Source organism: Variovorax sp. GW821-FHT10C12, assembly GCF_059415405.1.
This window is the reverse complement of sequence record NZ_JBWKNE010000001.1, coordinates 1,890,781-1,913,181: the sequence shown is the minus strand read 5'-3', so window position 1 is coordinate 1,913,181 and position 22,401 is coordinate 1,890,781. Positions and strand designations below refer to the sequence as shown.

Genomic DNA, 22,401 nt, shown 5'->3' with positions numbered 1-22,401 from the left:
GCTTCTCCAGGAGGCCTTCGTGCTTACGTGGAAACCCGCACGGGATGACCCCGATGCAGGCCCACAGGGCGCACGCCTAAGCTCGATTCAGTTCACAAGAATCACAGAGCCCCGCAGGACCGCGCCATGCTTCATCGCAGAACCCTCATCTCCGCTTCCGCCATCGCTGCCGCAGCGATTGCATTGCCGCGGGTCTTTGCGCAGCAGGCCAAGCTGGAGAAGACCAAGGTCTCCATCGCGGTGGGCGGCAAGGCGGCGTTCTACTACCTGCCGCTCACCATTTCCGAGCAGCTCGGCTACTTCAAGGCCGAAGGGCTCGAAGTGGAAATCTCCGACTTCGCCGGCGGCGCGCGCGCATTGCAAGCGGTGGTGGGTGGCTCGGCCGACGTCTGCTCGGGCGCCTACGAACACACGATCAACCTGCAGGCCAAGAACCAGTTCTTCCAGGCCTTCGTGCTGCAGGGCCGCGCACCGCAGATCGCGGTGGGCGTGTCGACGAAGAACATGGCGGGCTACACCGGCATCCAGGACCTGCGTGGCAAGAAGATCGGCGTCTCGGCGCCGGGCTCGTCGACCAACATGGTGGTCAACCTCGTGCTCTCGCGCGGTGGTCTCAAGGCCAGCGACGTGAGCTTCATCGGCGTGGGCGTGGCGGCGGGCGCGCTCACCGCGATGCGCTCGGGCCAGATCGACGCCATCAGCAACACCGACCCGGTGATGACGATGCTCGAGCAAAAGGGCGACGTGAAGATCATCAGCGACACGCGCACGCTCAAGGGCACCGAGCAGGTGTTCGGCGGGCCGATGCCCGCGGCCTGCCTCTACGCGCCGATCGACTTCATCCAGAAGCACCCCAACACCTGCCAGGCGCTGGCCAACGCGATCGTGCGCGGCCTCAAGTGGCTGCAGACGGCGGGGCCGGGCGACATCATCAAGACCGTGCCCGAGACCTACCTGCTGGGCGACCGCGCGCTGTACCTCGCGTCGTTCGACAAGGTGCGCGAGTCCATCGCCACCGACGGCCTCGTGCCGGCCGAAGGACCGAAGACGGCGCTCAACGCCATCGCGAGCTTCGACACCTCGGTCAAGGCCGACAAGATCGACCTCGCCAGGACCTACACCAACGATTTTGCAAAGCGTGCGAAAGACAGGTTCAAAGCCTGATTGCGAACGTTCAGCAACCCGGCTTCGGCCGGGTTTTTTCTTCCGGAGCGCCATGTCCGACTACGCACTCGAACTCCTTTCCATTCGCTGCACCTTCCATTCGAAGGACGACCCGGGCCAGCGCTACACGGCGGTGGACGACACCACGCTGCGCATCGGGGCGGGCGAGTTCGTCTCGGTGGTCGGGCCCACGGGCTGCGGCAAGTCGACGCTGCTGAACGTGGGCGCGGGGCTGCTCGAGCCGTCGTCGGGCGGCGTGAAGGTCTTCGGCCAGCCGCTCACGGGCGTGAACAAGCGCGCGGGCTACATGTTCCAGACCGAGGCGCTGATGCCGTGGCGCAGCGCCATCGACAACGTGAAGGTGGGGCTGCAGTACCGCGGCGTGCCCGACGCCGAGGCGCACGCGCAGGCCGAGGCGTGGCTCTCGCGCGTGGGCCTCACGGGCTTCGGCGACCGCTACCCGCACCAGCTCTCGGGCGGCATGCGCAAGCGCGTGGCGCTGGCGCAGACGCTGGTGCTCGACCCCGACATCATCCTCATGGACGAGCCCTTCAGCGCGCTCGACGTGCAGACGCGGCAGCTGATGGAAAACGAAGTGCTCGAACTCTGGAGCGCGAAGAAGAAGGCCGTGCTCTTCATCACGCACGACCTCGACGAAGCGATTGCGATGAGCGACCGCGTGGTGGTGCTGTCGGCCGGCCCGGCGACGCGGCCGATCGGCGAGTTCGTGATCGACCTGCCGCGTCCGCGCGATGTGGCCGAGGTGCGCACGCAGCCGCGCTTCGTCGAGTTGCATCGCCAGATCTGGGAGGTGCTGCGCGACGAAGTGCTCAAGGGCTACGCGCAGCAACTGAGGAAGGCCGCATGATGCCGCGCCTCGATGCACGCCATGCGCGCTTCTGGCAGCTGATGCTGCTGGCCGTGATCCTCGTGACCTGGCATGTGGCGTCGCGCAACGACCAGATCGCCTTTTTCCTCGGCCAGCCGATCGTGGTGGCGGGGCGCATCTGGAGCTGGTTCCTGCCCTTCGAGGTGCCGCCGAACCTGCTGTTTCCAGAAGGCCTGAAGGGCAACGCCGACATCTACCGCCACCTGGGCACGACGCTGCTCGAAACGGTGCTGGCCTTCGGCATCGGCACAGCGCTCGGGCTGGGCTGCGGCCTGTGGCTGGCGCTGGCGCCCACGGCGAGCCTGATCCTCGATCCGTACATCAAGGCCGCCAACTCGATGCCGCGCGTGATCCTCGCGCCGATCTTCGCGCTGTGGTTCGGCCTGGGCATCTGGAGCAAGGTGGCGCTGGCCGTCACGCTGGTGTTCTTCATCGTGTTCTTCAACGTCTACCAGGGCGTGCGCGAAGTGAGCCCGGTCGTGCTGGCCAACGCGAAGATGCTGGGCGCCAACCAGCGGCAGCTGCTGCGCACGGTGTACCTGCCCAGCGCCACGAGTTGGGTGTTCTCCAGCCTGCACACCTCGGTGGGCCTGGCCTTCGTTGGCGCGGTGGTGGGGGAGTACCTGGGCTCGGCGCGCGGCGTGGGCTACCTGATCCTGCAGGCCGAGGGCACCTTCGACGTGAACACGGTGTTCGCGGGCATCGTGGTGCTCACGGCCTTCGCGCTGGCACTCGACGGGCTCGTGGGGCTGATCGAGAAGCGCCTGATGAAGTGGCAACCCAGGAGCGGCGAGACCGAGAAGCTGTAGGCCGCCAGTGCGATGATCGCGCCAGAGCGCCCGCGGGGGGCGACAACAACATCTGGGAGTGAATCTTGAACCACAACCACGGGAACCAGCGCGGGAGTACCTTGCGCTCGCGCGGCGAAGCCGCAAGGGTGTCGAACGAAGAGCTGTTCTTCGACCTGGTCTATGCCTTTTCCGTCACGCAGCTGTCTCACTACCTGCTGGACCACCTCACGCTGCTCGGCGCCTTGCAGACGCTGGTGATGTGGTTTGCGGTGTGGCTCGGCTGGCAGTACACGGCGTGGACGACCAACTGGTTCAACCCGGGCACGCTGCGCATACGGGCCATGCTGTTCGGCGTCATGCTGCTGGCGATGGTGATGGCGTCGGCGCTGCCGGGCGCCTTCGGCGAGCGCGGGCTGGTGTTCGCGCTGTGCTTCGCGGGCATCCAGGTCGGGCGCACCTTCGGCGTGCTGGTGGCGGTCGGGCGCGACCATGCGCTGGCGCCCAACTTCCGGCGCCTGCTGGCCTGGAACTGCGTGGCCGCGGTGTTCTGGATCGCGGGCGGCCTGGCGCAGCAAGGCACGGTACGCCTCTTGCTGTGGATGGCTGCTGTCTCGTGCGAGTACGTGGCGCCGATGATCGGCCTGCGTTTTCCGGGCCTGGGGCGTTCGACCACGGCGGACTGGACCATCGACGGTGGCCACCTGGCCGAGCGCTGCCAGCTGTTCGTGATCGTGGCGTTGGGCGAATCGGTGCTGGCCACCGGCATCGCCTTCGGCCACCACACCGAGTGGCACGGTGTCGACCTGTTCGCGCTGCTCGTGAGCTTCGCCGGCAGTCTCGCGATGTGGTGGATGTACTTCGACACCAGCGCCAAGGAAGCGACGCACGTCATCGAGCACGCCAAGGACCCGGGCGGCATCGGCGCCAAGTTCCACTACACGCATGTGATCCTGGTGGCCGGCATCATCGTCTGCGCCGTGGCCGACGAACTCGTGATCGGCGAGGGTTCGCACCATGCGCAATGGAAGCACCTCGGACCGCTGTTGGGTGGGCCGGCGATCTACCTGTTCGGCAATGCGCTGTTCAAGCGCGTGGTGCGCGGCTTCATGCCGCAGTCGCACCTGTACGGCTTGGCGCTGCTCGCGGTGTTGGCGGTGTTCGCCTCGCAGCTCTCGATCCTGGTGGTGGGCTCGTTGACCACGCTGGTGATGGTGGCGGTGGCGGCGCTGGAGGCCGTGGTGCGCCGCCGGGCCGGGACCGGGCAGACGCTGCACCCCTGAGCGGCGCGGCGTTGCCGCTGCCGACGACGGTGCTCAGCGCTTGTGCTTGGACGGCGTGCCGCCGCGCGGCTGGCGCACCACCGCCTGCTTGGCGCTGCTGCTGCCGCGTGCGGCGGTCTTGGCCGGCACACCGCCGCGCTTGGAGGTGGCCACCACGGCGCCACGGCCGCGCGCGGGCGCTGCGCCCGAGCCGACACGGGCCGCAGGCGTGGCGCGCACCGGCAGGTACACGACCACGCTGTAGCCGCGCTTGAAGGCGTGGCTCGTGTTGACGTCGTTCCAGTCGGCCACGGCCGCAGGCTTGAGGTTGTAGCGGCGCGCGATGCTCGCCACGTTGTCCGAGCGGCCGGCCTTGACGGTGGTGCGGCGCGTGATGATCTCGGGCTGGAAGCTCAGGTGGCCGCCGTCGGCCACGACCGCCGCCACGTCTTCCTTCACGCGCGCGCCGCGCGGCACGATGAGCGTGGAGCCGGCCTTGATGAGCATGCGCGGCGGCACGTTGTTGAGCGCGCGCAGGTCCGACTCGCTCATGCCCGAGCGCTGGGCGGCGTCGGCCACCGTCATGGTGCGGGGCACGACCCAGGCGGTCCAGCTGGCGTACTGGCCTTGCGAGTAGGCGTCGAAATTGCGCTTGAAGACTGCCGCGTTGTCCCAGGGCAGCAGGATGTCGGAGGTGCCGGCCGCGATCAGCACGGGCTTGTGGGCGGCTGGGTTGAGCGCGCGGAAGTCTTCGATGCGCACGTCGGCCAGCTTGGCCGCCAGTTCCACGTCGAGGTCGCGCGTGAGCGGCACGGTCTGGAAGTAGGGGTGGTTGGCGATCAGCGGCAGCTCGGCGTTGAAGGCCTGCGGGTTGGCCACGATGTTCTTCACGGCCTGCAGCTTGGGCACGTAGAGCCGCGTTTCGGCGGGCATCGACAGGTCGCTGTAGGTGGTGGGCAGGCCCAGGCGCTGGTTCTTGGCGATGGCGCGTCCCACGCTGCCTTCGCCCCAGTTGTAGGCGGCCAGCGCGAGCTGCCAGTCGCCGAACATGCCGTAGAGCTTCTGCAGGTAGTCGAGTGCGGCGCGGGTGGAGGCCACCACGTCGCGGCGGTCGTCGCGGAAGATGTTCTGCTTGAGGTCGAAGTCGGTGCCGGTGGCGGGCATGAACTGCCACATGCCGGCGGCGCGCGCGCTGGACACGGCCTGCGGGTTGAAGGCGCTCTCGATGTACGGCAGCAGCGCCAGCTCGGTCGGCATGTTGCGGCGCTCGAGCTCCTCGACGATGTGGAAGATGTACTTGTTCGAGCGCTCGGTCATGCGCTGGATGTAGTCGGGCCGGCTGGCGTACCACAGCTCGCGGTCGCGCACCAGGTCGCTCTCGAGGTTGGGCATCTTGAAGCCGCGGCGGATGCGGTCCCACATGTCGGCCGGCGGTGCCAGCGTGACCACGCTCTGCGAACGCGCCTGGCCGCTGGTCAGCGGGCTGAGGTTGGCGTCGCGCGGATAGATGGGCGTGGCGCTGCCCGAGGGGCGGGCGCCGGTGCCGCCGGCAGCGGTGCCGGCCTTGGCGGTGGGGGAGGAAGAAGCACTGTTGTCCGTGCTCGCGCAGCCCGCGAGTACCAGGGAGCCTGCGAGGCAGGTGGCAACGATAAATTTCATCGGAAGTCGTTTTTCCATTGGCGCAGTGCGGCGAACACCTCGGCTTCGGCGGCATCCGCGGAAAGCTCGGCATGGGCCCGCACTGCTCGAAAGACGGTGGCTTCGCGGCTGCGAAGAAAGGGGTTGATCCGGCGTTCGATCGCCAGTTGCGAGGGCAGCGTGGGCTGCCCCTGTGCGCGCAGGCTTTCGCAATGCGCGTTGTAGTGAGTGAGTTCGTCGTTGCCGGGTTCCACGGCGCGGGCGAACTTCAGGTTAGCAAGTGTGTATTCGTGCGCACAGCACACACACGTGTCGCCGGGCAGCGCGGCGAGCGCGTCGAGCGAGGCGAGCATCTGCGCAGGCGTGCCCTCGAACAGGCGACCGCAGCCGCCGGAGAAGAGGGTGTCGCCGCAGAACAGCACGGGGGCCTGCGTGGCCGAGGCCGGCAGAAAGTACGCGATGTGCCCGGCCGTGTGGCCCGGCACGTCGATGACCTCGAAGCGCAGGCCCAGGGCCCGCGCGATGTCGCCCTGCACCAGCGGCGTGAAGGGCTCGGGGATGCGCTCGCGCGCGGGACCCCACACCTTCGCGCCCGTGGCCGCATGCAACGCGGCCACGCCGCCCGTGTGATCGGGGTGGTGGTGCGTGACTAGAATCGCGGCCAGCTGCAGCTTGTGGTGCGCCAACGCATCGAACACCGGTTGGGCATCGCCCGGGTCCACCACGATGGCGTGGTGCCCGTCGTGCAGCATCCAGATGTAGTTGTCAGCAAAAGCGGGCAGCGGAACAAGGGTCATGAGCGGTCAAATTATAGGTTTGCAGGATTGGTTCGCGACCCCCCCCGGTCGCTACCTCCTGGCCTGGGAACAGGCCCAGTTCGACGAGGCGGTGGCCGATGTTTTTGGTTACCACGCCTTGCAGCTCGGCGCGGCCGAGGTCAACGGGCTGCGCACCAACCGCATGCCGCACCGCTGGCTGGCCCTGACAGACCCGGTGCGGGCCGGCAAGGCCACGCTGGTGACCGACTTCGCCGCCTTGCCGTTCGCGGCCAACAGCCTCGACCTCGTGGTGCTGCCGCACGCTTTGGAACTCAGTCCCGATCCGCACGCCACGCTGCGCGAGGTCGAGCGGGTGCTGGTGCCCGAGGGCCGGGTGGTGATCTGCGGCCTGAACCCGACCAGCCTGTGGGGCCTGCGGCAGCGCCGCGGGCACCTGTACCGCCGGCTGGGCCTGGGCGAGACCTTCCTGCCCGAGGCCGGCGAGTTCATCGGCTACTGGCGCATGCGCGACTGGCTGCGCCTGTTGAGCTTCGAGGTGGAGTCGGGCCGTTTCGGCATCTACCGGCCGGCGGTGCGCAGCGAAGCCTGGCTGGAGCGCTCGCGCTGGATGGACGCCGCCGGCGAGCGCTGGTGGCCGATCTTCGGCGCCGCCTACTTCCTGGTGGCGGTGAAGCGCGTGCGCGGCATGCGCCTGCTGAGCACCGACTGGCGCCGCAGCGGCGCGCGGGCGACGGCGCCGGTGCCCATCGCGGGCAAGGTGCACCGCAGCAAGCAGTGAACGAACGAATCCATGGACGCGGGCGGCATCGCCCGCATGACGCTAGAGAAAAAAGGAACAGTCAGTTTGAACGAAGTCGTGATCTACACCGATGGCGCGTGCAAGGGCAACCCGGGACCGGGCGGCTGGGGCGCGTGGCTCAAGTCGGGCCCCACCGAGAAGGAACTGTTCGGCGGTGAACTCAACACCACGAACAACCGCATGGAACTCACGGCGGTGATCGAGGGCCTGGCCGCGCTCAAGCGGCCCTGCAAGGTGCTGCTGTACCTCGACAGCCAGTACGTGCGCATGGGCATCACCGAGTGGATTCGCGGCTGGAAGGCCAAGGGCTGGCTCACTTCGACCAAGCAGCCCGTGAAGAACGTCGAACTCTGGCAGCGGCTCGACAAGCTGGTGGCCGAGGGCGGTCACCAGATCGAGTGGCGCTGGGTCAAGGGCCACTCGGGCGACCCGGGCAACGAGCGGGCCGACATGCTGGCCAACAAGGGCGTGGACAAGGCCCTGGGCCGGATCTGACCGGCAGGGGCTAGATCAGCCCGTCGAAGACCATCACGTCGACTTCCTGTCCGGCGTCGACATGGCCCTGGTCATGGGGCAGCACCACGAGCCCGTTGGCCTCGAGCATCGAGCTCAGCACGCCCGAACCCTGGTGCGCCGCCACCCGCACCTCAGGCAACGACCCCGGTACCTGGCGCACGACGCCGCGCTGGTACTCGGTGCGCCCCGGCTTCTTGCGGATGGGCCCGGCGCTGCGCGCGCGCAGCAGCGGCGGCGGGGCGCAGGCTTCGTCGTGGCAGCCCATCAGCCGCAGCAGCGCTGGCCGCACGAAGGCCAGGAACGCGACCATCGCTGCCACCGGATTGCCCGGCAGCCCGAACAGCACGGCCGACGTGGCCGTGGCCTCGCGCGGACGCGGAATCAGCCCCACCGCCAGCGGCCGCCCGGGCCGCATCGCGACCCGCCAGAAGGCCATGTCGCCCAGTTGCTGCATCACGTCGCGCGTGTGGTCGGCCGCGCCTGCGCTCACGCCGCCGCTGGTGACGATGGCATCGGCCTCGCGCGCCGCGCGCTGCAGCGTGGCCGCGAGCGTGGCGGGGTCGTCGTGCACCAGGCCGAGGTCGACCACCTCGCAGCCCAGCCGCGTGAGCAGCCCGAACAGCGTGTAGCGGTTGCTGTCATACACGGCGCCTTCGCGCGGCGTGTCGCCCAGGCAGAGGATCTCGTCTCCGGTCGAGAAGTACGCCACGCGCAGCCGGCGCCGCACGGTCACGCGCGCCAGGCCGAGGCTGGCGACCATGCCGAGCGCGGCCGGCGACAGGCGCTCGCCGCGCCGCAGCGCCGGCTGGCCCTGCATCAGGTCTTCGCCCGCGAGGCGGCGGTTGTCGCCGCGCCGCAGCACGCGGGCCGGAAAGCAGACCTGGTCGCCGTCGACCTTGCAGAACTCCTGCGGGATCACGGTGTCGAGGCCGGCCGGCATCATCGCGCCGGTCATGATGCGCACCGCGTCGTGCGGTCCGAGCGCGCCGCGCCAGGCCGAGCCGGCCAGCGCCGTGCCCGCCACGCGCAGCGTGAGCGAATGGTCGATGGGTGCATCGGCCGGCAGCAGCGCGCCATCGAAGGCGTAGCCGTCCATGGCGGAGTTGTCGTGCGGCGGCACGCTCACGGGCGAAACGAGGTCGTCGGCCAGCACGCGGCCGAGCGCGTCGCGCAGCGCGACCTCTTCGGTGTCGGCCACGGCCAGCGGCGCGACGAGGCGCGCGAGAAAGGCGGCGACGGTGTCGACGTCGAGGTCGCCCGCGTCGTAGTCCGCGAGGTCGGCGGCGATGGCGGCGATGCGGCTCATGGCTGTTCGAGCGTCTGCAGATCGGCCAGCGTGTTCGCGTTGAAGAAGGCGTCGGGCGCGTCGCCGGGGCGGTCGAAGGGAACGGTCAGGGCGTTGTGCTGCGCGGTCCAGGCGCCGACCTTGCGGCCGCCTTCCTCGACAAAGCGGCGCAGGCTGTCGCGCAGTTCGATGTGCAGCAGGCAGAACACCGGCTGGCGACGCAGCACCGCGCGGCCGTCGGCCTCGGTTTCAGGCGCGGCGGCCATGGCGATGCGCGCGTGGGCGCCCTCGGCGGCCAGCGCTTCGGCCAGCCGCGCCGCCAGGTCGGGCGGAAAGCGTGGCGTGTCGCAGGGCACGGTGAGCAGCCAGGGCGTGGGGCAGTGTTCGAGCCCGCTCAGCATGCCGGCCAGCGGGCCGGGGTGGTCGGGCACGCTGTCGGCAAACACCGGCACGCCCAGCGCTTCGTAGACGGCGAAGTTCCGGTTGGCATTGATCAGCACGCGGCCGACCTGCGGGCGCAGGCGCCGCACGGCGTGCGCGGCGAGCACTTCGCCCTGGAGCAGCTGCAGGCCCTTGTCGACCCCGCCCATGCGGGTGCCGCGCCCGCCGGCGAGCACGAGGCCCGTGATGTCGGCCGCTGCGATGGCCGGTGCGGTACCCATGGCTGGCGGCCTCATCCGCCGATGTAGCTCATCTCGACGCGCCGGGGCGCTGCCGCGTCGGGGGCGCTGTCGTCGGGGCCGCGCAGGGCGCGCAGTTCGGAATAACGGTCGGCGCGGCCCTGCCAGATGTGCCCGATGGCGGAGGCGATGTCGCCGTCGCTCGCGCCGTCGCGCAGCATCGGGCGCAGGTCGTGGCCGTGGCTTGCGAACAGGCACAGGTACAGCTTGCCCTCGGTCGACAGGCGCGCGCGGCTGCAGTCGTGGCAGAAGGCCTGGGTCACGCTGCTGATCACGCCGATCTCGCCGCCGCCGTCGGCATAGGCCCAGCGCTGGGCGGTCTCGCCGGGCGTGGTGGCTTCGAGCGGCACGAGCGGAAACTCGGCCGCGATGCGCGCGATGACCTCGGCCGAAGGCAGCACCTCGTCCATGCGCCAGCCATTGGTGGCGCCCACGTCCATGTACTCGATGAAGCGCAGCACGACCTTGCCGCCGTGGTGTTCGCGAAAGTAGCGCGCCATCGGCAAGATCTCTTGCTCGTTGGTGCCGCGCTTGACCACCATGTTGACCTTGATCGGGCCCAGGCCCGCGGCCAGGGCCGCGTCGATGCCGGCCAGCACGTCGGCCACCGGAAAGTCGACGTCGTTCATGTGGCGGAACACGGCGTCGTCCAGGCTGTCCAGGCTCACCGTCACGCGCTGCAGGCCGGCGGCCTTCAGCGCCGCGGCCTTGCGTTTCAGCAGCGAGCCGTTGGTGGTCAGCGTGAGTTCGAGCGGGTCGCCGTCGGGCGTGCGCAGCTCGGCCAATTGCGCGATGAGGCCCTCGATGTGCTTGCGCAGCAGCGGCTCGCCGCCGGTCAGGCGGATCTTGCGCACGCCGTGCGAGGCGAACAGCCGCGCCAGGCGCGTGATCTCCTCGAAGCTCAGCAGGGCGCTGTGCGGCAGGTACTGGTAGTCCTTGTCGAACACGTCCTTGGGCATGCAGTAGCTGCAGCGGAAGTTGCAGCGGTCGGTCACGCTGATGCGCAGGTCGGTCAGCGGGCGGCCCAGCCGGTCGGCCAGCAGGCCGGTGGCGGGCACGGCGATGGCCGGCGCGGCCACGATGGCGTGGCCGGCCTGAGCGATCGGAATGACGGTACTGCTGCTGCTGTTCTTCATGGGGCGATGCCGATTTTGCGCCATGGCCCGCGACCGCGCGCCATGCGGGCTACTTCAGCACCGCGGCATAGACCATGTTGCGCGCGAGGCTTCGGTAGTGGGTGCGGTACTTGGGCGACTGCAGCATCAGCACCACGAACATCTCGTTCTTCGGATCGACCCACATGTAGGTGCCGCCCGCGCCGCCCCAGTTGTACTCGCCGCCGCCGGACGGGTAGGGCGCCTCGCCGTCGTTGCGGCGCACCGCGAAGCCCAGGCCGAAGCCGTAGCCCGGGCCCGGCAGGTACAGCGGGCCGGGCACGATGCCGGCGCCGGCGTTCGAATGGTCGCTCGTCATCAGCGCCAGCGTGCGCGGGCCGAGGTAGCGCGTGCCGTCGAGCGTGCCGCCGTTGAGCAGCATCTGCAGGAAGCGCGCGTAGTCGGACGCGGTCGACACCAGCCCGCCGCCGCCCGATTCGAGCTTGCGCGCGATGCGCGGGTCGTTCAGGTCGGCGCCCACGCCGAAGCTGCGGTCGCTCGGCAGCGGCTCGGCGATGCGCGGCTGGCGCGCCGGTTCGGGCACGTAGTAGGTGGTGTCCTTCATGCCCAGCGGGTCGAACAGGCGCGCCTTTTCGAACTGATACAGCGACTGGCCCGACACCACCTCGACCACGCGGCCCAGGATGTCGGTCGAGTAGCTGTAGTCCCAGGTCGTGCCGGGCTGGTAGGCCAGCGGCAGCTTGGCCAGGCGCTGCGAGAACTCGGCGTTGGTCGGATCGCCGTCCGCGAGGTTGGCGGCGTTGTAGGCCTGCTTGACCAGCCCCGGGCCGAAGAAGCCGTAGGTCAGGCCCGAGGTGTGGCGCATGAGGTCCTGCACGGTGATCGGGCGGCGCGCGGGCACGGTCTCGAGCACGGGCTTGCCGTCGGCGCCGGGCTTCTCGATGCCCACCGACAGGCTGGCGTACTCGGGCAGGTACATCGCGACCGGGTCGTCCAGCTTCAGGCGGCCGTCTTCCACCAGCATCATCGCGGCGACGGTGGTGATGGGCTTGCTCATCGAGTAGATGCGGAAGATGCCGTCGCGCGGCATCGGCGTGCCGGCGGTGGCATCGAGCTTGCCGACCGGTTCGAGCCACGCAACCTTGCCCTGGCGCGCGACCAGCAGCACCGCGCCGGGAATCTTGCCGGCCGCCACATCGGCCTTGAGCACGTCGGTGAGCTTCTGCAGGCGTTCGCCCGACAGGCCCACGGACTCAGGCCGGGCGGTGGGCAGCGACTGGGCGGTGGCGAGCAGCGGCAGGGCGAGGCTCAGGCCGAGCAGGGCCGTGCGCAGCAGGGCGCGGCGCTTCAGGATGGTCATGCGTGTTGTCTCCGTCGGTGGTGGATGGATGCAACCGGCAGGACGGTCTTGGCGCCGTCCGTGCGAGCCGGTCGCGGGGCAGTGTATCGGCGCTTCGGCTGTGGCGGGCTGGCCGATTGGCGGCATCCATGGCGCCGATATCTTGACGCAGACAATGAGAATTACTATCATTTAAACGCCTGAGTACGCAGCACAAGCACCACGCAAAGGGCTCTCTTCCAACAAGGAGCTTCCCAACCGTGCCGTACACCTTGCCAGCCTTGCCCTATGCCTTCGACGCGCTCGAACCCCACATCGACGCGCAGACGATGGAAATCCACCACGGCAAGCACCACCAGACCTACGTGAACAACCTGAATGCGGCGTTGAAAGACACGCCGCATGCGGACACGCCGGTCGAAGCCCTCATCGCCGGCGTCGAAGAGCTGCCCGAGGCGCTGCGCGCCCCCGTGCGCAACAACGGCGGCGGCCACGCCAACCACAGCCTGTTCTGGAACGTGATGGCCCCCGTGGACCAGGGCGGCGGCGGGGCGCCGTCGGGCGCGCTCGCGCAGGCCATCGACGCCGACCTGGGCGGCTTCGACGCCTTCAAGGACGCCTTCACCAAGGCCGCGCTCACGCGCTTCGGCAGCGGCTGGGCCTGGCTGGTCGTCGGCGCCGACGGCAAGCTCGCCGTGGAAAGCAGTGGCAACCAGGACAGCCCGCTGATGCGCGGCATCGGCTCGGGCAAGACCCCGATCCTGGGCCTGGATGTGTGGGAGCACGCCTACTACCTGAAGTACCAGAACCGCCGCCCCGAGTACATCGCGGCCTTCTACAACGTGGTGAACTGGGCCGAAGTGGCCCGCCGCCATGCCGCCGCGACCGGCGGCTGATGACTCGAAGAGGAGCCCGCCCATGAACGACTCGCCGCAGGGCACGATGGCCACGCAGCCGCCGCCCAGGTCGCCGCGCCCGTTGCGCGAATGGATCGGCTTTGCCATCGTCGCGGCCGGCGCGCTGGCGCTGGCGTCGCAGTTCTGGTCCTTCGTGCGCGCCGACCCGCTGGTGTGGAACGCGCTGCGCGGCGGCTCGGTGGCGGCGCTGGCGACCGCGCTGGGCACGCTGCCGGTGCTGTTCTCGCAGAAGCTGCCCGACAAACTGCAGGACACGCTGTTCGGCTTCGGCGCCGGGGTGATGCTCGCGGCCTGCGCCTTCTCGCTGATCATTCCCGGGCTGGACGCCGCCAAGTCGACGGGCGTCTTCGGCGGCGGCGACTGGGCCGCCGGCGGCGTGATCGGCACGGCCATCCTGCTGGGCGGCCTGGTGCTGATGACCATGGACCGCGTGCTGCCGCACGAGCATTTCATCAAGGGCCGCGAAGGGCAGAGCGGGCGGCAGCTGCGCCGCACCTGGCTCTTCGTGTTCGCGATCGCGCTGCACAACGTGCCCGAGGGCCTGGCCATCGGCGTCGGCTACGCGGCCAACAACGGCGTGCGCGCCGATGCGCTCGCCACTGGCATCGCGATCCAGGACGTGCCCGAGGGGCTGGTGGTGGCCGTGGCGTTGCTGGCGGCGGGCTACAGCCGCCTGTTCGCGGTGCTGATCGGCATGGCCTCGGGGCTGGTGGAGCCACTGGGCGCCGTGCTCGGCGCGGCGGTGGTGGGGCACTCGGCGATGTTGCTGCCCTGGGGACTGGGCTTTGCGGCGGGTGCGATGCTGTTCGTGATCAGCCACGAGATCATTCCCGAGTCGCACCGCAAGGGGCACGAGGCCTATGCGACCAGCGGGCTGATGATCGGCTTCGTGCTGATGATGCTGCTGGACACCGCGCTGGGCTGACGCCTGGGCGCGGCGTCGTCAGCCTCAGCCGTGCTTGACCGCGACGGTCTTCAGCGTCGTGAAGCCGTACAGTGCCTCGAAGCCCTTCTCGCGCCCGTAGCCCGACGACTTCACGCCGCCGAACGGCAGTTCGACGCCGCCACCCGCGCCGTAGTTGTTGATGAACACCTGGCCGCTCTTCACGCGCCGGGCCATGCGGAACTGGCGCGCGCCGTCGGCCGTCCAGACGCCGGCCACGAGGCCGAACTGGGTGGCGTTGGCGAGGGCCACGGCTTCGTCCTCGTCGGCGAACTGCATCGCGGCGAGCACGGGGCCGAACACTTCTTCCTGGGCCAGGCGATGGCCCACGGGCACGTCGCGCAGCAGGGTCGGGGCCTGGTAGAAGCCGGTCTCGGGCGCTTCCTCGACCACCACGCCCTGCGCCACCATCGGGATGCCGGCGTGCTGCGCGTCGCTCAAAAAGTCCCACACGCGCTGCTGCTGCGTCTGGCGGATCAGCGGGCCGACGTCGAGGTCCATCGCCGCGGGGCCCACGCGCAGGGCTTCGAAGGCATGGCCCAGGCGCTCGAGCAGGGGCTCGTAGATGTCGCGCTGGATCAGCACGCGCGAGCCCGCCGAGCAGGTCTGGCCGGCGTTCTGCACGATGGCGTTGATCACCACGGGAATCACCGCGTCCAGGTCGGCGTCGGCGAACACGATCTGGGGGCTCTTGCCGCCGAGTTCGAGCGTGACCGGGCAGTGCCGTTCGGCCGCCACTTGCTGGATCAGCGTGCCGATCTTCGGGCTGCCCGTGAAGCTGATGTGGTCGATGCCTTCGTGCCGCGCGAGCGCGTCGCCCACTTCATGGCCGTAACCGGTCACGATGTTGAGCGCGCCGGCCGGAAAGCCCACCTCGGCCGCCAGTTGCGCCACGCGGATCAGCGACAGGCAGGCGTCTTCGGCGGGCTTCACCACGCACACGTTGCCCGCCGCCAGGGCGCCGCCCACGCTGCGCCCGAAGATCTGCATCGGGTAGTTCCACGGAATGATGTGGCCCGTGACGCCGTGCGGCTCGCGCCAGGTGAAGACGCTGTAGCCGTCCTGGTAGGGAATGGTCTCGCCGTGCAGCTTGTCGCAGGCGCCGGCATAGAACTCGAAGTAGCGCACCAGCGCCACCGCGTCGGCGCGGGCCTGCTTCACGGGCTTGCCGCAGTCGCGCTGCTCGATGAGCGCGAGCTCGTCGACGTGCTCGGCGATCTTCTGCGAGAGCTTGAAGAGCAGGCGGCCGCGGTCGGCCGCACTGACCTTGTGCCACACGCCCTCGAAGCAGTCGCGCGCGGCGCGCACGGCGGCGTCGATGTCGGCGGCGTTGCTGCGCTGGATCTCGTCGAAGGGCTGGCCGTCCGAGGGGTCGATGACGGGGAGGGTGCGGCCGGAGGCGGAGGGAACGTCCGCGTTGGCGATGTAGTTGAGCTGCATGGGGCGAGATTTTGCGCGAAGCCCGTTCCGCGCGTGGCGCCCCGGCCGGCCCGCCTTACTTCGCTGCTGTGGCTTTGGGCAGCGCGCGCACGGCGTTCAGCATGCGCTCGACGTGCTTGTCGGGGTTGAGGTTCTGGTAGTAGTAGGCGACCTTGCCGTCGGTCGCGATCACGTACGACAGTCGGTTGGCGAAGTCGGGCCGGGTCTGCATCAGCGCGTCGAAGCCCTGGATCACGGTCTTGCCCTGGTCGGAGGCCACCGGAAAGCGGCTCTGGCACGACTTGACCGAGAACTTGGAAAGCGTGTCGATGTCATCGGCCGAGACGCCGATCACCGTGGCCCCGAGTGCGGCGAACTGGTCGACCGCCTCGGCGAAGGCGTGGGCCTCGATGGAGCAGTCGTTGGAGTCGGCCGCCGGAAAGAAATACAGCACCACCGGCCCCTTGGCCAGCGCCTCGGCCAGCGAGTAGCGGAAGGTCTTGCCGCCGAGCGCGGCCGTGGCTGTGAACTTGGGCGCAGGGTCGCCAATGTCGAGTGCGGCGTGGGCACTGGGTACCCCGACGGCGAGGGCAGCGGCCCACAAAGCGGTGCGCAAAAGGAGCGATCGGGCCATGATGTAACTCCGAAGCGAAGTGAACCGAATTCTAGGACGGTGCCTTGCGAAATGGGTCCTCGCTGAAACCGCGGCGGGCGTGGCGGCGTACATCAGGGCAATGGCAACCACAACGACAAGAGGAATCCGATCATGAATGCCTGGGCCCGGTCTTTCTTGCGCACGGCGCTGGCCGGCGTCCTGCTGGCATTGCTCGGCGCGTGCGGCTCGCTGCCGCCGGCGCGCGAACGCCCGGCCGAGCACGCCGCCGCGGCCGACCCGGGCACCGCGCTCGCGAAGATCGCCGCGGCCTCCACGCCGCCCGGCGAGCATTCGGGCTTCCGGCTGATGCCGCTGGGCGTGTACTCGCTCGACGCGCGCATCCAGCTCGCGCAGCGCGCCGAGCACTCGCTGGTGGTGCAGTACTACCAGCTCGAGAACGACGCCACCGGCCGGCTGCTGCTGCGCACGCTGCGCGAGGCGGCGGCGCGCGGCGTGAAGGTGCGGGTGCTGGTGGACGACCTGTACACGGTGAAGAGCCAGCAGCTGTTGCTGGCGCTGTCCGAGACGCCCAATGTGTCGGTGCGCCTGTTCAACCCGTTCTGCTGCGCGCGCGACGGGTTTCTCTCGCGCTTCGTGGTGTCGATCTTCGACATCCACCGGCTCAACCACCGCATGCACAACAAGCTCTTCATCGCCGACGGCGCGATGGCGGTGGTGGGCGGGCGCAACATCGCCGACGAGTACTTCGTGCTGAGCGAAGCGCAGAACTTCATCGACATGGACGCGCTGGTGGTCGGCAAGGTGGTGCCGCAGCTCGAGAGCATCTTCGACGCCTACTGGAACAGCGACCAGATCTGGCCCATTGCCGAGATCGTGCACAAGGAGGCCGGCGCCGCCACCTTCGACGCCGAGATCGGCATGTCGGGCCCGCCGCCGAAGGTCGTGCTGCCGCCCTCGGACATCCTCGGCTACGGCCCCATCGCCGAGGAGCTCGACGGCGGCCGCATGGGCCTGCTGTGGGGCGAGGCCCGCGCCATCGCCGACCCGCCCTCCAAGCCCACGACGCTGACGGCCGAGGACGCCATCGCCACCAGCGTGACGATGAAGGTCTGGGCGCTGCTGCTCGACGCCAAGACCGAGGTCGACCTGACCTCGCCCTACCTCGTGCCCGGCGAGCGCGGCATGGCCGCCTTCGAGGACCTGGCCAAGCGCAAGGTCAAGCTCACGCTGCTGACCAATTCGCTGGCCGCCAACGACGAGCCGCTGGTGCACACCGGCTACGCGCGCTACCGCGAGCGCCTGCTGAAGGGTGGCGCCGACCTGTACGAGCTGAGCCCGCAGCGCACCACCGCGAGCATGCGCTTCGGCAGCTTCGGCAACTCGCTGGGCCGGCTGCACGCCAAGACCGCCGCCATCGACAAGACGCGCATCTTCATCGGCTCGATGAACCTCGATCCGCGTTCGGCCAGCCAGAACACCGAGATGGGCGTGGTGGTCGACAACCCGCAGCTGGCGCGCGAGATGTTGCGCATCATCCATGTGAGCAAGCTGCAGAACTCGTACCGGCTGCGGCTGTCGAAGGAGGGCGGCACGCTCGAATGGCTCACGAACGACGGCGAGAAGGAGATGATCCTCACCTCGGAACCCGAGTCGGGTTTCTTCCAGCGCCTGTACAACACCCTGATCTCCCCGCTGGTGCCCGAGATGCTGTTGTAGCCTCGGGGGATGGCGCAGACCTTCACTTCTCTTTCGGCCCCGCAGGTCATGCTGTGGGGCCTGCTGTTCTTCGGCGGCATCTACCTGGGTTTCGGCGCGCTCACCTGGCTGCTCACGAAGCGGGTGCTGCCGGCGCTGGGCATCGGGCGCGCGCTCGATCCGCGGCCCTTGCAGCCCGGCCAGCTGCGGCGCGAGCTGACCCAGTCGGGCATCTCGGTGCTGATCTTCGGGCTGGGCATGGTGTTTCCGTGGGGGCTGCTGCAGCTGGGCTGGGCGCGGCTGGAGCCCGACGCGGGCTGGCGCCGCATCGGCATCGAGATCCTCGTGCTCGCGGTGTGGAACGACGTGCATTTCTGGCTCAACCACCGGCTGCTGCACACGCGCTGGCTGCGCCGCTTCCACGGGCCGCACCACCGCTCGTTCGTGACCACGCCGTGGGCCACCTACAGCTTTCACCCGATCGAGGCGCTGATGCTCGGCAACGTGATCCTGCTGCCGATGGTGCTGCATGACTTCAGCTTCTGGTCGCTGGCGTCGGTGCCGGTGTTCAGCCTGTTCTTCAACTGCGTCGGGCATTCGAACTACGACTTCGTGCCCGGCGTGTCGTACAGCCACTGGTTCGCCGCGAGCCGCCGTCACCACCTGCACCACGCCGTGCACAACGGCAACTACGGCTTCCAGTTCACCTTCATGGACCGGCTGTTCCGCACGCGCATCGCGGCCGATGCGGCCGAGCCGCTGTTCCAGGCCTTTCGAAAGAAGCATGGCGCCACGACGGCCTGACGCGCGCCATCGGCTGCCGCGGCTGCGCCACTGGCGCGACTGGCAAAGCCTCGCGTACCTCGTCGCCTTGCCCGCGCTGGCCGCGTGGCAGTGGGTACACGGCTTCCAGGTGGTGCTGTATGCGCTGATGCTGTTCCTCACGCTCGGCATCGGCGTGATCCACCACAACCACGTGCACCTGCGCATGTGGCGCGGGCGGCGCATGAACCGGCTCACCGACTTCTGGATCACGCTGCTGCAGGGCCACCCGACCTTCGTCTTCTGGCCCGCGCACGTGGCCAACCACCATCGCCACCGCCACGGGCCGAAGGACGTGGCGCGCACCTACCGCTTCGGCGGCGACACCAACCACCTGTGGGGCTACCTGCTGCATCCGTTCCAGGCGGTGTGGGTGCTGATGCCGGTGTTCTTCGGCTGGCTGGCGCGGCTGCACCGGCACCACCGCGGCGCCTGGCGCTATTGCATGGCGCAGTACGCGCTGTGGCTGGCCAGCTGGAGCGTGCTCTTGGCGATCGACTGGCGCAAGGCATTGCTGTTCGTGATCGTGCCGCAGCTGCACGGCCTGCACTGGCTGCTGGCCACCAACTACCTGCAGCACGCGCACGCCGACGGCCGCAAGACGCCGCGCAAGGAGGCACCCGGCGATACCCGCGGTAGCCAGCTGAACTACGCGCGCAATTTCGAGGGGCTGGTGAACCCCTTGCTGTTCAACATCGGCCTGCACACCGCACACCACGAGAACCCGCATGCCCATTGGTCCGAGCTCACGCACCTGCATCACACGCGCTACCGCGCGCAGGTGGCACCCGCGCTCAACGAGGGCGGGCTGGTGCCGTACATGGTGCGCGTCTTCGTGCTGGGGACCGTGTGGCCGCGTTTTCGCAGCCGCTCGCTGATGCCTCCCGATTCACCCATCTCCTGAACCCATGCCCGTTTCATTCCAACGCGTGTACCTCGAAAGCGCCGGCTACTTCATGCCCGGCGAGCCTGTTCCCAACGACCGCATGGACGCGTACATCGCGCCGCTCAACCGCATGTCGGAGCGCATCAAGCGCCGCATCCTGGCCGAGAACGGCATCCTCACGCGGCACTACGCGATCGACGAAGAAGGCGTGACGCGCCACACCAACGCGCAGCTGGCGGCCGGCGCGATCCGCGACTGCCTGCAGCGCGGCGGCGCGGAGCTGTCGCGCGTGTCGCTGCTGGCCAGCGGCTCCTCGGGCGGCGACACGCTGATGCCCGGCTTCGCCAACATGATCCAGGGCGAGCTGGCGGCACAGCCGATGGAAACGCATTCGGTGCACGGCATCTGCGCGGCCGGCGTGTCGGCGATCCAGACGGCGGCGCAGGGCATCGAGCTGGGCGCACACCGCTCGGCGCTGGCGGTGGCGAGCGAAATGCCTTCGCGCCTGTTCAAGCGCTCGCGCTTTGCCGCGCGCGGCTACGAGACCGACTTCGACTCGCACTTCCTGCGCTGGATGCTGTCCGATGGCGCGGGCGCGCTGCTGCTGTCCGACGGAACGCCCGCGCTGGCCGGCAAGCCGGGGCTGCGCCTGAAGCTGAAGTGGGTACACCAGCGCGCCTTCTCGGGCGATTACCCGGTGTGCATGCAGCTGGGCCTGACCGAAGACCGCGCGCGCGGTCACCTCGATTTCGGCTCGTGGGCCGAGGCCGAGGCGGCCGGCGCGCTGTCGCTGCGCCAGGACATCCGGCTCTTGCCGCACCTGTTCGACATCGGCATCCACGAGTACGCGGGCCTGGTGCGCGACGGCTGGGTCGATCCGAAGCGGGTCGACCATTTCCTGTGCCACTACTCGTCGGAAAAATTCATCCCGGTGGTCGAAGACCTGATGGCCAAGGCCGACCTGGCGATTCCGCGCGAGCGCTGGTGGAGCAACCTCGCGTGGCGCGGCAACACCGGCGCGGCATCGATCCTCGTGATGCTGGCCGAGTTCCTGCACACCAAGACGCTGAAGCCGGGCGAGCAGATCTTCTGCTACGTGCCGGAGTCGGGGCGCTTCATGGCGGCGTACATGCTGCTCGAGGTCGAGGCCGTCGATGCGGCGCCTGTCGTGATCGCGCCCCGCGCGGCGGTGGCGGTGGCGCCCGACGACGACCTCGTCATCGCTCCGCCGCACGACCCGGCTGCCGCGCCCGAGGGCCTGGGCGCCTTGCTGACCGAGCTGGCCGCCATCTGGCACGACTACCGCTCGCGCGTGTGGCGCACGCCGCTGATCCGCCAGATCCGCGAGCGCCGCTTTGCCGTGCCCGACTACCTGAACTGGATGGAGCAGTGGGTGCCGCAGGTGCGCGAAGGCAGCCTGTGGATGCGCGAAGGCGCCGCCTCGCTCAGCGAGCCCTACCGCATGCTGTCGTCACTGATCGACGTGCACGCGGGCGAGGAGCAGAACGACTTCAACATCCTCTTCAGCGACTACCGCAAGGCCGGCGGCACGGTCGAATCGATCGACGAACTGCGCCGCAACCCCGGCGGCGAGGCGCTCAACGCCTACCTGCACGGCCTGGCCGCCACGCGCGACCCGATCGGCCTCCTGGGCGCGATCTACATCATCGAAGGCACGGGCCAGCGCATCGTGCCGGCGCTGCTGCCGCTGCTCAAGGCCAGCCTGAAGCTGCCGCCCGACGCCTTCCGATTCCTCGAGTACCACGGCCACAACGACGAGCACCACCTGAACCGCTGGCTCGCCGCGGTCGAGATGGTGATGGCCGTGGAAGGGCAGGCCCGCGCCGCCCGCCAGATTGCCGACACCGCGCGCCATACGGCGGCGCTGTACCTGATGCAGTTCCAGCACATCACCGAACGAATGCCCCATGGATCGAACACCTGATTTCCTGAAGCAGGCCCACGACGAGCGCGACCCCAGCCCGTGGCTGGCGCTGTACCTCGACCAGAGCACGCCGCTGCCCGACGACGTGAAGGCGGCGTGGCTGGCCGATTCGAGCTCGGCCTCGCGCCAGTACCTGCTGCCGTTCCTGCGGCCGATCGCGCGGCTGACGATCACCCTGATCCAGATCGTGAAGGTGTTCGTGCCCCGCAACTGGTCGCACTCGATGCTGCTGCACCGCTTCCTGGCGTGGGGGCTCAAGCGCTTCGTGTCGCCCGAGGCGAACTGGCTGATCCTGCGGCACTTTCACCTGGGCTCGCAGGTGCTGGCCTTCATCGGGCGCAACTCGCCCGCGCCCGTGGGCACGTCGCCGCTGGAGCCGGCGGACATCGACGCGCTGAAGGACGAGATGTTCCTGAAGCACGACCTGAACCTGTTCAACTTCGTGATCCGGCTGAACACGGCGCTGCGCGACAAGGGGCTGGCGCTGTGCAAGGCCGAGCAGGTCGATTTCTCGATGATCCAGCCGCCGGCGTTGCGGCTGGAAGACATGCCCCAGGGCAAGCTGAATTTTCTCGACCTGCAAAGCGCCATCGAGCTGTTCACGCCGCTGTACCAGCTGATGCTCACCGACAACGATTTCTGGCGCGCCGCCAACTCCTTGCAACTGGACGAAACCATCGGCATCTACGCGGCGACGATCCTGAACGCGCCGGAGCACCTGATCCTGGTCAACAACAAGCATCCGCTGGTGCCGCTGTCGACCTTGCGGGCGGGGCACCGGCTGGTGATCCATGGCCTGTCGACCGAAATGCTTCACAGCCTGCTCCAGCGCATGCGCGCGGCGCAGGAGGCCATGTCGGCAGAGACACTTCCGCGCGACCCGCCCCTTGCATAGGGGTATGCT

General features: G+C 69.0%; 21 protein-coding genes. 13 read left to right on the top strand and 8 right to left on the bottom strand.

The genetic code is table 11. The features are described from left to right. Window positions 1-126: 126 nt before the first annotated feature. The 4 genes from AC07OH_RS09070 to AC07OH_RS09055 all read left to right on the top strand — a co-directional run bounded on the left by AC07OH_RS09070 (window position 127) and on the right by AC07OH_RS09055 (window position 4,124). A complete protein-coding gene (locus AC07OH_RS09070; RefSeq protein ID WP_495300358.1) occupies window positions 127-1,164 on the top strand; it encodes an ABC transporter substrate-binding protein in 1,038 nt (345 codons plus the stop codon). A 52-nt stretch (window positions 1,165-1,216) separates the two neighbouring features. Beyond that, a complete protein-coding gene (locus tag AC07OH_RS09065) occupies window positions 1,217-2,032 on the top strand; it encodes an ABC transporter ATP-binding protein (protein WP_070060947.1) in 816 nt (271 codons plus the stop codon). After that, the gene (locus AC07OH_RS09060) at window positions 2,029-2,862 is read left to right on the top strand and encodes an ABC transporter permease (RefSeq protein WP_153283965.1); all 834 of its coding nucleotides are present in this window, start codon (window positions 2,029-2,031) and stop codon (window positions 2,860-2,862) included. Before AC07OH_RS09065 ends, AC07OH_RS09060 begins: the two co-directional genes overlap by 4 nt. 65 nt (window positions 2,863-2,927) lie before the next feature. Beyond that, window positions 2,928-4,124, top strand: coding sequence for a low temperature requirement protein A (locus AC07OH_RS09055; RefSeq protein WP_495300357.1), 1,197 nt, complete (start codon window positions 2,928-2,930; stop codon window positions 4,122-4,124). 33 nt (window positions 4,125-4,157) lie between these two features. On the opposite strand, the gene AC07OH_RS09050 is transcribed toward AC07OH_RS09055, so the two are convergent. Both AC07OH_RS09050 and gloB read right to left on the bottom strand, forming a co-directional pair. Further along, the gene (locus AC07OH_RS09050) at window positions 4,158-5,762 is read right to left on the bottom strand and encodes a transglycosylase SLT domain-containing protein (protein ID WP_495300356.1); all 1,605 of its coding nucleotides are present in this window, start codon (window positions 5,760-5,762) and stop codon (window positions 4,158-4,160) included. After that, window positions 5,759-6,538, bottom strand: a complete 780-nt coding sequence (gene gloB, locus AC07OH_RS09045) for a hydroxyacylglutathione hydrolase (RefSeq protein ID WP_495300355.1) — start codon at window positions 6,536-6,538, stop codon at window positions 5,759-5,761. The genes AC07OH_RS09050 and gloB overlap by 4 nt, the downstream gene beginning before the upstream one ends. Here gloB and AC07OH_RS09040 point away from each other — a divergent pair. Both AC07OH_RS09040 and rnhA read left to right on the top strand, forming a co-directional pair. After that, window positions 6,537-7,298 carry a class I SAM-dependent methyltransferase gene (locus tag AC07OH_RS09040; protein WP_260684899.1) on the top strand — a complete coding sequence of 254 codons (762 nt, stop codon included), beginning with the start codon at window positions 6,537-6,539 and terminating at the stop codon, window positions 7,296-7,298. The genes gloB and AC07OH_RS09040 overlap by 2 nt on opposite strands. 66 nt (window positions 7,299-7,364) lie before the next feature. After that, window positions 7,365-7,814, top strand: coding sequence for a ribonuclease HI (gene rnhA / locus AC07OH_RS09035; protein ID WP_139704073.1), 450 nt, complete (start codon window positions 7,365-7,367; stop codon window positions 7,812-7,814). A 10-nt stretch (window positions 7,815-7,824) separates the two neighbouring features. Here the strand turns inward: rnhA and moeA are convergent, their stop codons facing one another. The 4 genes from moeA to AC07OH_RS09015 are packed head-to-tail and all read right to left on the bottom strand — an operon-like array spanning window position 7,825 to window position 12,275. Further along, complete coding sequence (moeA, locus tag AC07OH_RS09030) at window positions 7,825-9,141, bottom strand: molybdopterin molybdotransferase MoeA (RefSeq protein WP_495300354.1); 1,317 nt, start codon at window positions 9,139-9,141, stop codon at window positions 7,825-7,827. Then, window positions 9,138-9,782 carry a molybdenum cofactor guanylyltransferase MobA gene (gene mobA, locus AC07OH_RS09025; RefSeq protein WP_495300353.1) on the bottom strand — a complete coding sequence of 215 codons (645 nt, stop codon included), beginning with the start codon at window positions 9,780-9,782 and terminating at the stop codon, window positions 9,138-9,140. The genes moeA and mobA overlap by 4 nt, the downstream gene beginning before the upstream one ends. Before the next feature lie 11 nt (window positions 9,783-9,793). Then, complete coding sequence (gene moaA, locus AC07OH_RS09020) at window positions 9,794-10,936, bottom strand: GTP 3',8-cyclase MoaA (RefSeq protein WP_495300352.1); 1,143 nt, start codon at window positions 10,934-10,936, stop codon at window positions 9,794-9,796. A gap of 49 nt (window positions 10,937-10,985) precedes the next feature. Then, a complete protein-coding gene (locus AC07OH_RS09015) occupies window positions 10,986-12,275 on the bottom strand; it encodes a serine hydrolase domain-containing protein (protein WP_495300351.1) in 1,290 nt (429 codons plus the stop codon). Between the two features lie 239 nt (window positions 12,276-12,514). Here AC07OH_RS09015 and AC07OH_RS09010 point away from each other — a divergent pair, with 239 nt between their 5' ends. Both AC07OH_RS09010 and AC07OH_RS09005 read left to right on the top strand, forming a co-directional pair. Continuing rightward, window positions 12,515-13,150 carry a superoxide dismutase gene (locus AC07OH_RS09010; protein WP_495300350.1) on the top strand — a complete coding sequence of 212 codons (636 nt, stop codon included), beginning with the start codon at window positions 12,515-12,517 and terminating at the stop codon, window positions 13,148-13,150. A gap of 46 nt (window positions 13,151-13,196) precedes the next feature. After that, on the top strand, window positions 13,197-14,096 hold the full coding sequence (locus AC07OH_RS09005; protein WP_495270841.1) for a ZIP family metal transporter: 900 nt from the start codon (window positions 13,197-13,199) through the stop codon (window positions 14,094-14,096). Window positions 14,097-14,120: 24 nt separating this feature from the next. Here the strand turns inward: AC07OH_RS09005 and AC07OH_RS09000 are convergent, their stop codons facing one another. Next, window positions 14,121-15,554 (bottom strand): aldehyde dehydrogenase family protein, encoded by a 1,434-nt coding sequence (locus tag AC07OH_RS09000; RefSeq protein WP_095950218.1) that lies wholly within the window; start codon window positions 15,552-15,554, stop codon window positions 14,121-14,123. 55 nt (window positions 15,555-15,609) lie between these two features. Beyond that, a complete protein-coding gene (locus AC07OH_RS08995) occupies window positions 15,610-16,167 on the bottom strand; it encodes a peroxiredoxin (RefSeq protein ID WP_489061515.1) in 558 nt (185 codons plus the stop codon). A gap of 132 nt (window positions 16,168-16,299) precedes the next feature. Between AC07OH_RS08995 and AC07OH_RS08990 the strand changes: the two genes are divergently transcribed. Genes AC07OH_RS08990 through AC07OH_RS08970 form a run of 5 tightly spaced genes read left to right on the top strand, consistent with a single transcriptional unit; the run spans window position 16,300 to window position 22,392 of the window. Next, window positions 16,300-17,865, top strand: coding sequence for a phospholipase D family protein (locus tag AC07OH_RS08990; protein WP_495300349.1), 1,566 nt, complete (start codon window positions 16,300-16,302; stop codon window positions 17,863-17,865). A 9-nt stretch (window positions 17,866-17,874) separates the two neighbouring features. Beyond that, a complete protein-coding gene (locus tag AC07OH_RS08985) occupies window positions 17,875-18,648 on the top strand; it encodes a sterol desaturase family protein (RefSeq protein ID WP_095950217.1) in 774 nt (257 codons plus the stop codon). Beyond that, window positions 18,629-19,570, top strand: a complete 942-nt coding sequence (locus AC07OH_RS08980; RefSeq protein ID WP_495300348.1) for a fatty acid desaturase family protein — start codon at window positions 18,629-18,631, stop codon at window positions 19,568-19,570. Before AC07OH_RS08985 ends, AC07OH_RS08980 begins: the two co-directional genes overlap by 20 nt. A gap of 4 nt (window positions 19,571-19,574) precedes the next feature. Beyond that, window positions 19,575-21,497 carry an iron-containing redox enzyme family protein gene (locus AC07OH_RS08975; protein ID WP_495300347.1) on the top strand — a complete coding sequence of 641 codons (1,923 nt, stop codon included), beginning with the start codon at window positions 19,575-19,577 and terminating at the stop codon, window positions 21,495-21,497. Continuing rightward, entirely contained in the window at window positions 21,481-22,392 is a 912-nt protein-coding gene (locus AC07OH_RS08970) for a DUF6999 family protein (protein ID WP_495300346.1), read from the top strand. The genes AC07OH_RS08975 and AC07OH_RS08970 overlap by 17 nt, the downstream gene beginning before the upstream one ends. Window positions 22,393-22,401: the final 9 nt, after the last annotated feature.